Source organism: Streptomyces sp. URMC 127, from assembly GCF_051386535.1.
Taxonomy (GTDB): Bacteria; Actinomycetota; Actinomycetes; order Streptomycetales; family Streptomycetaceae; genus Streptomyces.
Genome location: NZ_JBPQTW010000068.1, coordinates 22,196 through 29,694 on the forward strand (window position 1 = coordinate 22,196; position 7,499 = coordinate 29,694).

General features: G+C 73.8%; 5 protein-coding genes. 3 read left to right on the forward strand and 2 right to left on the reverse strand.

Going from position 1 to position 7,499, the window contains the following annotated elements; genetic code table 11:
- Positions 1 to 142 precede the first annotated feature (142 nt).
- Positions 143 to 1,780, reverse strand: coding sequence for an ABC-F family ATP-binding cassette domain-containing protein (locus ACSNOH_RS16625; protein WP_436722117.1), 1,638 nt, complete (start codon positions 1,778 to 1,780; stop codon positions 143 to 145).
- Between the two features lie 204 nt (positions 1,781 to 1,984).
- Here ACSNOH_RS16625 and ACSNOH_RS16630 point away from each other — a divergent pair, with 204 nt between their 5' ends.
- Positions 1,985 to 2,794 carry a class I SAM-dependent methyltransferase gene (locus ACSNOH_RS16630; protein WP_436722118.1) on the forward strand — a complete coding sequence of 270 codons (810 nt, stop codon included), beginning with the start codon at positions 1,985 to 1,987 and terminating at the stop codon, positions 2,792 to 2,794.
- A 51-nt stretch (positions 2,795 to 2,845) separates the two neighbouring features.
- Here the strand turns inward: ACSNOH_RS16630 and ACSNOH_RS16635 are convergent, their stop codons facing one another.
- Positions 2,846 to 4,759 carry a Xaa-Pro dipeptidyl-peptidase gene (locus tag ACSNOH_RS16635; protein WP_436722122.1) on the reverse strand — a complete coding sequence of 638 codons (1,914 nt, stop codon included), beginning with the start codon at positions 4,757 to 4,759 and terminating at the stop codon, positions 2,846 to 2,848.
- A 235-nt stretch (positions 4,760 to 4,994) separates the two neighbouring features.
- Between ACSNOH_RS16635 and ACSNOH_RS16640 the strand changes: the two genes are divergently transcribed.
- Together ACSNOH_RS16640 and ACSNOH_RS16645 are read left to right on the forward strand one after the other, a co-directional pair.
- The gene (locus ACSNOH_RS16640; protein ID WP_436722119.1) at positions 4,995 to 6,506 is read left to right on the forward strand and encodes a M1 family metallopeptidase; all 1,512 of its coding nucleotides are present in this window, start codon (positions 4,995 to 4,997) and stop codon (positions 6,504 to 6,506) included.
- Positions 6,507 to 6,627: 121 nt separating this feature from the next.
- Positions 6,628 to 7,356 (forward strand): MerR family transcriptional regulator, encoded by a 729-nt coding sequence (locus ACSNOH_RS16645; RefSeq protein ID WP_436722120.1) that lies wholly within the window; start codon positions 6,628 to 6,630, stop codon positions 7,354 to 7,356.
- The last annotated feature ends 143 nt before the right edge of the window (positions 7,357 to 7,499 follow it).

Here is a 7,499-nt window from a genome sequence, read left to right on the forward strand (position 1 = left end):
CCGCCGGACCCTCACCGTTCGGGGTGCCTCGCCGTTGCGGCGGCCATTCTTGTACCTGCGGAACGGGTTCGCTGCGCTGTTGCGGCGGGCGGTTCCTTCCGCCGCAACAGCGGGAACCACAGCGGCGGTGCCCCTGGCCGTGTCAGAGTTCCGTGAGGCGGCCCTCGGAGACCTCGATGCGGCGGGTGGTGTGGACCGCGTCCAGCATCCGGCGGTCGTGCGTGACCAGCAGCAGCGTGCCGTTGTACGAGGCCAGGGCCGATTCCAGCTGCTCGATGGCGGGCAGGTCCAGGTGGTTCGTGGGCTCGTCGAGGACCAGCAGGTTCACGCCGCGGGCCTGGAGCAGGGCCAGCGCCGAGCGCGTCCGCTCCCCCGGGGAGAGGGTGGCGGCCGGGCGCAGCACGTGGTCGGCCTTCAGGCCGAACTTCGCCAGCAGCGTGCGCACGTCGGCGGGGGCGAGCTCGGGGACGGCCGCGCCGAAGGCCTCCAGCAGCGTCTCCGTGCCGAAGAAGAGGGCGCGCGCCTGGTCGACCTCGCCGACGACGACGCCGGGGCCGAGCGCCGCGTGCCCGGCGTCCAGCGGCAGCCGGCCGAGGAGCGCGGCGAGGAGCGTGGACTTGCCGGAGCCGTTGGCGCCGGTGACGGCGATCCGGTCGGCCCAGTCGACCTGGAGGTCGGCGGGGCCGAAGGCGAAGGAGCCGCGGCGCACCTCGGCGCCGCGCAGGGTGGCCACGACCGCGCCGGAGCGCGGGGCCGCGGCGATCTCCATGCGCAGCTCCCACTCCTTGCGGGGCTCATCGACGACCTCCAGCCGTTCGATGAGCCGCTCGGTCTGCCGGGCCTTGGCGGCCTGCTTCTCGGTGGCCTCGCTGCGGAACTTGCGGCCGATCTTGTCGTTGTCGGTCGCCTTGCGGCGGGCGTTCTTGACGCCCTTCTCCATCCAGTTGCGCTGGGTCCGGGCGCGCGCCTCCAGCCCGGCCCGGGTGTCGGCGTACTCCTCGTAGGCCTCGCGGGCGTGCCGGCGGACGGTCTCGCGCTCCTCCAGGTAGGCGGCGTAGCCGCCGCCGTAGAGCCGGATCTCCTGCTGGGCGAGGTCGAGCTCCAGGACCTTGGTCACGGTGCGGGTGAGGAACTCGCGGTCGTGGCTGACGACGACGGTGCCGGCGCGGAGCCCGGTGACGAAGGACTCCAGGCGGGCGAGCCCGTCGAGGTCGAGGTCGTTGGTGGGCTCGTCCAGGAGGAAGACGTCGTAGCGGCTGAGCAGCAGGGAGGCGAGCCCGGCGCGGGCGGCCTGCCCGCCGGAGAGGCTGGTCATGGGCCGGTCGAGGCCCACGGCGAGGCCGAGGGAGGCGGCGACCTCCTCGGCGCGCTCGTCCAGGTCGGCCCCGCCGAGCCCGAGCCAGCGATCGAGGCTCGCGGCGTACGCGTCGTCGGCGCCCGGCGCGCCCTCCACGAGCGCCTGGGTGGCCGCGTCGAGGTCGGCCTGGGCCTGCGCGACGCCGGTGCGGCGGGCCAGGAAGGCGCGCACGCTCTCGCCGGGCCGCCGGTCCGGCTCCTGCGGCAGATGCCCGACGGTGGCCGTGGGCGGGCTGAGCGAGATCCCGCCCTCCTCGGCCCGGCCCAGCCCCGCGAGCAGGCGCAGCAGGGTGGACTTCCCGGCGCCGTTGGCTCCGACGAGGCCGATGACGTCTCCGGGGGCGACGACGAGGTCGAGCCCGGAGAAGAGGGTGCGGTCGCCGTGTCCGGCGGCCAGGTTCTTGGCGACGAGGGTGGCACTCATATCCCGTCGACTCTAACCGGCGGCGCGGGTGCTTCCGTACCGGATTTCCGGCGGCCCGGACGGGTGAACCGCCTCCGGACCGGCGGCGGGCGCGCGGCCGCGCAGCCGCGCGGGCAGCATGCCGGCCGCGTGACCGGCAGCGCAGCGCCCACGCGGCGCCGGGGCCCTCTGTGGGGTCCTGCCACCGGGCCCTACAGTGGCGGCATGGCGACCGCGGAGCACGACCGGGGACGGCGGCAGGTGTTCGGTGACGACGCCGAGCAGTACGACGCGGCCCGGCCGGGCTATCCGGACCGGCTGGTCGAGGACGTGCTGGGCTTCGCCGCCCTCCCGGCGGGCGTTCCCGCCGTCGAGGTCGGCGCCGGGACGGGCAAGGCGACGCTCGCCTTCGCGGCCCGCGGCACCCCGGTGACCTGCGTCGAGCCGGACGCGCGGATGGCGCGGGTGCTGCGGCGGCACTGCGCGGGGATGCCGCACGTCGCCGTGGAGGTGGCCGACTTCGAGACCTGGCGGCCGGACCGGTCCTACGGGCTGCTGTACTGCGCCCAGGCCTGGCACTGGGTCGACCCGGCGGTGCGGTGGGCACGGGCGAGGGCGGTCCTGCGCCCGGGCGGGGCGGTGGCCCTCTTCTGGAACCACTGGCGCCTGCAGGACCGCCGCCTGGCCGAGCGGCTGACGGCCCTCCACGCCCGGCACGGGCTGGAGGTGCCGCCCTACACCCTCCTCGATCCGCACCCCCGCCCGGCCGGGCGCGGCCCGCAGGCGCGGCAGTGGCGCGAGATGGAGACGGACGGCGGCTTCGCCGGCCTGGAGCACCGGCTGTACGAATCGGCGCACGAGCGCTCCGCGGCCGGGCTGATCGAGCTGCTGACCTCCTTCTCCGGCTACCGGGTCGTCCCGGCGGCGGTGCGCGAGCGGATCCTTGCGGGAACGGCCCGGGTGGTGGAGGAAGCGGGCGGGAGCGCCGGGGTGAGCGTGACGACCAGCCTGTTCCTGGCGCGGAGCCGGGCCTGACACCGGACGGCGTCCGGCGCCGGGCCCGGCCCGGGGGCGTCCCCGCGGCGCCTACGGCACGTGGGTCAGCGACGGCACGCCCAGCCCGCGCGGCGGCGCCGCGGGCGCGGTGCGCCCGCCGCCCGAGGTGGCGCGGACGAAGGCTCCGTAGCCGCCGACGAGCGGCAGGCTCGCCGAGGTGTTGCGGAGGTCCACCGTCACGTGCGGGGTGGTGGAGGCCGGTTCGATGAGGCCCTTGTCGGTGCCGGCGACGATCAGCGCGAGGCGGTGGCCCGCCGGGACGACGTGGTCGGAGGCGGCGAGGGCGAGCGTCATGGTGTACGGCTCGCCGGGGGTCAGGGGGCCGCCCTCTCCCGAGCCGTCCCAGTGGCCGAGGTCGGCCCAGCCGCGGCTGAAGACGGTGTGGCCGACCCGCGCCGTCGTCGCCTCGGTGCGCTTGTAGCAGGCGCTGTCCCCGGTGGTGCCGCTGCCCCAGCAGGTGCGGTCGGGCAGGGTGCGGATGCCCTCGCCGTCGTCCGCGTAGTCACGGATGGTGGCGGGCCCGAGGTCCACGAGGACGGCGGACAGGTGGGCGGAGGAAGTGGACGGGGTGACCGTCAGGGTCACCTCCGAGGAGCCGGAGAGCCGCAGGTCGCGCGTGAGCGGCGGGGTGACGAAACCGGCCTTGCCGGGGGTGGGCTTGTCGATGTCGGTCGCCCAGTCGCTCTCGTTCAGCTTCGGGTCGTCGGTGAACGCGGCGCTGGCGCCCTGCGGGGCGGGCGCGAGGCCGAGCGTGCCGACGCCGGCGACGGGTCCGGTGCCCGGGCGCAGCGTGGTCGCGCGGGTGCCGGCCGGCGGCCAGGCGCGGTCGGTGGCCCACTGGTCGGGAGCGCGCTCGACGTCCGCCGCCGGCTCGCGCTCGATGCCGTTGTCGTAGCCGAGGAGGTAGTGGTCGAACCAGCGGTGGAGGGTGGGCACCCAGGCCTCGCGGCGGAAGTCGAAGGGGTCCACGTGGCCGGTCTGCGAGAGCCAGACCTTGCGCTCGACGCCGTGCTCCGCGAGGGCGTCCCACCACTGGCCGAAGTGCTTGGTCCGTACATTGAGGTCCTGCAGGCCGTGCACGGCGAACACGCTGGCGCGCACGTTCCCGGCGTCCTTGACGTAGTCGCGGGCCTCCCACAGCGGCGTCCAGTCGCCGTTGCGCGGGGCGCCCTCGACCAGCGCGCGCTGTACGGCCTGGCAGCGGGCGCGCGCCTCCGGGCTCTCGATGCCGCTCGCCAGGCGGTCGGGGCCGCTGCCGTAGAGCGCCGCGCCCTGGGCGAAGTAGTAGTCGTACCAGGAGCTGATGGCACCGATGGGGACAATGGTCTTCAGGCCTTCGACGCCCGTCGCCGCGACGCCGTTGGCGACGGTGCCGTCGTAGCTCTTGCCGATCATTCCGACGGCCCCGGTCGTCCAGCCGGCCGTGACGCGATCGCTCCCGCCGCGGGTGGCGTACCCGCGCGCCCGGCCGTTCAGCCAGTCGACGACGGCCTTGGCGGACTCGATGTCGGACCGGCCGCCGATGTCGACGCACCCGTCGGAGCGGTTGGTCCCCGCGAGGTCGACGAGGACGACGGCGTAGCCGCGCGGCACGAAGTAGTTGTCGTAGAAGAGCGGGAAGCCGACCGGCCGTCCCTGCGCGTCGTAGGTCTTCTTCTGGCTCTCGTTGCCGCGGCCGCAGCACGAGTAGTACGGGCTCGCGTCCATGATGACGGGGACGCGCCTGCCCTGCTCCGCCGCCTCCCGCGGCCGGATGATGTCCACCGCGACGCGGTCGGTGCGGCCGTCGCCGTCGGCGTCGACCCGGGTGTCGACCCAGACGGATTCGCGGACCGCGCGGTCGTAGGAGTAGACCGGTGTGCTCTCCCCGCGGCGCGGCGGGGCGGCCTGGGCGCCGCCCGGCGGCGCCACGAGAACCGTCAACAGGGCGGCCACGGCCGCCAGTACGAGTGAAGTCCAGGGTATGCGGGCAACCCGCCGGCGTCTGATCACGGCCGGACCGTAGCGCTGCCGGGGCGGGAAACAGAAGGGGTGACGGCGACTTCAGGAGTTGACGGCCGTCCCGCGGCGTGACGCGCGCATGTCGATCACATGTCGGAAGGCCCCATGGACATTCCCCTGCGGTTGGTGAGTACATAGGCTCCGAGTGATCGCTCTCCTCTACGAGTTGGAGTCATTCGTGCGTCAGAGACTCATCGTGCCGAGCACGGCCGCAGCCGCCTTCCTGCTGCTCGCGGTCCCGGCCTCGGCGGCGGATGCCACGCCCGGCGCCCCGGGTGCCGGGGACTCGTACTACCCGGACGCCGGCAACGGCGGCTATGACGTCTCCCACTACGACCTGCGGCTGAAGTACCAGCCGAAGACGGACCGGCTGGAGGGCACGGCGACCCTGCTCGCCACGCCCACCCAGGCGCTGTCCCGGTTCAACCTCGACTTCACGCTCGACGTGAGCGAGGTGCTGGTGGGCGGCAAGAAGGCGGCGCACAAGCAGACGGGCGCCCACGAGCTGGAGATCACGCCCGCCGGGCCCCTGGCGAAGGGCAAGCCCGTCAGCGTCGTGGTCCGCTACAGCGGCGTCCCCTCCGCCGTGAAGATCAACGGCTACTCGGCGTGGAAGCGCACCCCGGACGGCGGGGTCGTCGCCCAGGAGCCGGAGTCGGCCGCCTGGTGGTTCCCCAGCAACGACCACCCGACCGACAAGGCCACGTACGACGTCTCCGTCTCCGTCCCGGACGACGTCCAGGCCATCAGCAACGGCGTGCTCGCCTCCCAGACCTCCAAGCTCGGCTGGACGCGCTACAACTGGCGCTCCACCAAGCCCCAGGCCAGCTATCTGACGACCCTCGCCGTCGGCAAGTTCGACATCACCACGGACACGACGGCGAGCGGCCTGCCGGTCGTCAACGCCTACAGCAAGGACCTCGGCGACAACCTGTCGTCGGCCAAGGCGAGCATCGAGCGCACCGCCGAGATCACCGACTGGGAGAGCACGGTCTTCGGCCCGTACCCCTTCACCGCCGTCGGCGGGTACGTGCCGAACGTGACGTCCTCCTACGCCCTGGAGACCCAGACCCGGCCCTTCTACAGCCCCTCGTCGTTCGCGAGCGGCGCCAACCAGTCGATCGTCGTGCACGAACTCGCCCACCAGTGGTTCGGCGACAGCGTCTCCGTCAAGGACTGGCGCGACATCTGGGTGAACGAGGGCTTCGCCACCTACGCCCAGTGGCTGTGGTCGGAGAAGGAGGGCGAGGGCACCGCCCAGGAGCTCGCCGAGTACGTCTACAACAGCATCCCCGCCGACAACGCCTTCTGGAAGGTCAAGCCGGGCGACCCGGGCGCCGACCGGCAGTTCGACCGCGCCGTCTACAACCGCGGGGCGATCGCCCTGCAGGCGCTGCGCAACACCGTCGGGGACAAGACGTTCTTCGCGATCCTCAAGCAGTGGCCCACCGAGAACCGGTACGGCAACGCCTCCGTCCAGGACTTCGTGAAGTTCGCCGAGAAGGCCTCCGGCAAGCAGCTCGCCCCGCTCTTCGACACCTGGCTGTTCCAGCCGTCGAAGCCCTCCACGCTGCCGGCTCCCGCCGCCGACGGCGGGGCCGCGAAGGCGAAGAAGTCCGTGACGTCCGGGCTGATCCCGCCCAAGTCCTGGAAGAAGATCCAGGAAGCGGAGCGCGCCCACCGGCACTGACCGCGCTCGCCCGCCCCGCGCCTTCGTGCGTGGGGCGGGCCGCTCCCGGTTTCACAGCACTGGTGGCACAGCAATACTGTTCAGCACCGACCGGTGCGGAACAGAGAGCGAGGTGCCGCCCATGGCCACGGAGGCGGAGACGGGGTCCTGCGAGCCGGCCCTGACGGTGGACGAGCTGGCCGCCCGGGCGGGAGTGACCGTCCGGACCGTGCGCTTCTACAGCACCCGCGGGCTGCTGCCGCCGCCCGAGCTCGGACCCCGCCGCGTCGGGCGCTACGGGCCCGGCCACCTCTCCCGGCTCGCCCTCATCGAGGAGCTCCAGCACCAGGGCCTCACCCTCGCCGCCATCGAGCGCTACCTCAGCCGGCTCCCCGAGGGCCTGAGCGCCCAGGATCTGGCCATCCACCGCGCCCTCGTGGCCTCCTGGATGCCCGACGGGGCCGAGGAGACCGGGCGGGAGGAGCTGGAACGGCGGGCCGGCCGCGCCCTGACCGAGGAGGACGTCGACCGGCTCGCCGCGATGAACGTCCTGGAGCGGGACGCCTCCGGCGAGGGCTTCCGGGTCGACCCGGGCCTCCTCCACCTGGGCGTCCGGCTCCTGGACGTGCCGATCGCACCGGAGACGATCCTGGCCGCCCGCACGGTGCTGCTCGAACACGCCCGCGCCACCGCGCGGGAGCTGTCGCGGCTCTTCCGCGACGAGGTGGAGACGCGGGCGCCGGACGTCGCCGCGATGAAGTCCCTCTCGGCCCATATGCAGCCCCTCGTGATCCAGGCCCTGGTCACGGCCTTCCAGCGCACGCTCAACGAGGAACTGCGGGCGGCGTACGAGGACGCTGCGCGGGGCTGAGTGGCCCCGCGGGGCCGCGCTTGCTCCGGCACCGCCGAACACGTACGGGGTGGTTGCTCACCGCTGCGGCGGGCAGTTTCTTGCCGGCGCCGCAACGGCGGTCGGCAGGGCCGGGCCCGCAGGGTCAGAAGCGTTCTCCCCTG

What these genes read in the sequence shown, in the direction of transcription:
- ACSNOH_RS16625 (WP_436722117.1), bottom strand. Translation starts at nt 1,780, where the DNA reads ATGAGTGCCACCCTCGTCGCCAAGAACCTGGCCGCCGGACACGGCGAC.
- ACSNOH_RS16630 (WP_436722118.1), top strand. Translation starts at nt 1,985, where the DNA reads ATGGCGACCGCGGAGCACGACCGGGGACGGCGGCAGGTGTTCGGTGAC.
- ACSNOH_RS16645 (WP_436722120.1), top strand. Translation starts at nt 6,628, where the DNA reads ATGGCCACGGAGGCGGAGACGGGGTCCTGCGAGCCGGCCCTGACGGTG.